The sequence below is a fragment of the Kitasatospora sp. NPDC091257 genome, from assembly GCF_044757675.1.
Lineage (GTDB): Bacteria > Actinomycetota > Actinomycetes > Streptomycetales > Streptomycetaceae > Kitasatospora > Kitasatospora lactacystinica.
The window spans coordinates 1-1,978 of sequence record NZ_JBIVVI010001457.1; the positions used below are offsets into that span (position 1 = coordinate 1).

Annotated in this window: 2 protein-coding genes; both read right to left on the minus strand. The window is 74.0% G+C overall.

The window, feature by feature from the left end:
- Positions 1 to 128: 128 nt before the first annotated feature.
- Positions 129 to 1,229, minus strand: coding sequence for a hypothetical protein (locus ACIQOV_RS39320; RefSeq protein WP_401055682.1), 1,101 nt, complete (start codon positions 1,227 to 1,229; stop codon positions 129 to 131).
- 389 nt (positions 1,230 to 1,618) lie between these two features.
- Positions 1,619 to 1,978 (minus strand): hypothetical protein (locus ACIQOV_RS39325; protein WP_401055684.1); only part of this gene is annotated, 360 nt, incomplete at its 5' end.

The following is a 1,978-nucleotide window of genomic DNA, read 5'->3' on the forward strand; positions in this document are numbered from 1 at the left end:
CCCCGTAGCCCCGTGACCCCGTAGCCCCGCGACCCTGCGACCCCGTGGCCCCGGCACGCGGAAGTGCGCCGGAGCGGGCCCGCACGGCCCGCTCCGGCGCCGGGCGAGGGCCTGCCCCCGCCCGGTCGTCAGTGGACGATCGCGTGCGAGACCTGGCAGCCGTTGACCCCGTTCGACCAGGTGCCCTGCATGGCGAAGGAACCCGTCGCGAAGGTCACGTTCTGCGCGCCGCCCGTCCCGCCGACGCCGTTCCAGGAGCACTTGTCGGCGTTCTCGTACCCGGTCGAGTCGGTCCAGCCGCCCGCCGGGTTCTGGTCGGTGATGGTCTCCGAGTACTCGTGGCCGTACACGATGGTCACGCCGTCCAGGGTGCCCGCGCTGCCGCTGTTGACGTAGTTCTGGCCGCAGGAGCTGCCCATGTCGGTCACGTACGGGTCGTTGGTGAACGCCACGTCACCGTAGGGGGAGGAGGCGGCGCCACCGGTCAGGGTGGTGTCGCCGTTCCAGTCGTGCCAGGCGCAGAAGCCTCCGTTCGGGGTGTTGAAGCCGTCCGGGTGGGTGCCGGTCGGCGACAGCACCACGTACTGCACGTTGCGGTTGGAGGCGGCGGTGGTGTTGCCGAAGTGGCCGGCGGCCTTGACCGCCTCGGCGGCCAGCTGGTGGCCGGTGGCCTGGCCGGGGGCGGCGGCGGACTCGTCGACCCAGACGCCGGCCAGCGCGCCGCCGGTCGGGTAGCCGACGTGCGCGGAGCCGGACGGGCAGCTGGTCGCGCCCGCGGCGACGCCCTCGCAGTACTGCGTCATGACGCCGGACCAGGTCTCGCTGTTGGTGCCGAGGCCCTTGAACAGCTGCTGCGCCCGGACGGCCTCGCCCTTCGGGTCGCCGGTCAGGGTGGTGTAGCCGCTGGAGTTGGTGCCCTGGGTGCCCCACTGGGTGCCCCAGAAGACCAGGTAGACCTTCGGCGCGCCGGTGGTGACGCCGATGCCGTCGACACCGCCGCCGTAGCTCAGGTTGTTGCTCGCCGGCTTGGCCGCGTTCCCGGCCTCCTTGGTCGGGTGCGCGCCGTGCCGGTAGGGGTGGGGCTGTCCGGCGAACTCGCCGGCCGGCCGGTTGTCCTGGGCGGCCTGGGCCGCCGGGGCGGCGGCGAAGCCGGCGGCGGCCAGCGCCAGGGCGCTGAGCCCGGTCAGGGCCCGCAGCCGCATCCGGCGGGAGGTGGGGGAGATGCCCATCGTGAGGGTTCCTCTCTGGTGCCGGGCGCGCCCGGGTACGGCGCGGCGGCACTGTGGGGGACAAATGGGGCGGCGGCAGCGCGGAGGTGCCGACGGTTCGCCAGGAACCGTCGGTGGTGCGGGGGGTCGGGAGCCGGTTACCGCCGACGGCCGGAAGCAAAGCACCGCCGCCGAAACCGGGTCAACGACGGAGAAGGTAAGACCCGCCCCAAGGAAGGCCCCCACGGACGTAGCGAACGTCAAAAGCCCCCAGCGGACGGCCGGTCGATGCGCGTAGCACAGCCGAATGCCAACAGTTGAGAGCCGTTCTTACACCGTATGCGCGCGCCGGGCAGCCGCCGGGCGGACGTCAGCGCACGTCAGCGCACGTCAGCGGACGTCAGCGGACGTCAGGGGCCGTCGACCTCGCCGATCCGCATGATCCGGCCGTGGGAGTCCAGCACCACGTCGTAGGCGTTGCCGTGGCAGCCGTACGGGTCGGCCGGCTCGCGCTCGGCCAGGCAGTCGTCGATGTGGGCGATCAGCTCGTCGAGGGGGACGGTCCGGGCCGGGTCGTCGTGCGGGCCGTCGGCCAGGGTCGCGGCCACGCCGGCGCCCGCGAAGCCGTAGTGGACGGGGCTGCCGGCCGGCTCGTAGCGGGCGGAGCCGCAGCTGAACCGGGCGGGCCGGGCGGTGAGTTCGGCCGGGCCGGCGGCGACGACGAGGAAGATCTCGTGACCGGGGCGCGTGGTGGGGGCGGCGCACCCGGG

Bases quoted from the DNA above. Each gene is read 5' to 3' on its own strand.
- ACIQOV_RS39320 (WP_401055682.1), bottom strand. From the start codon at position 1,229: ATGGGCATCTCCCCCACCTCCCGCCGGATGCGGCTGCGGGCCCTGACC.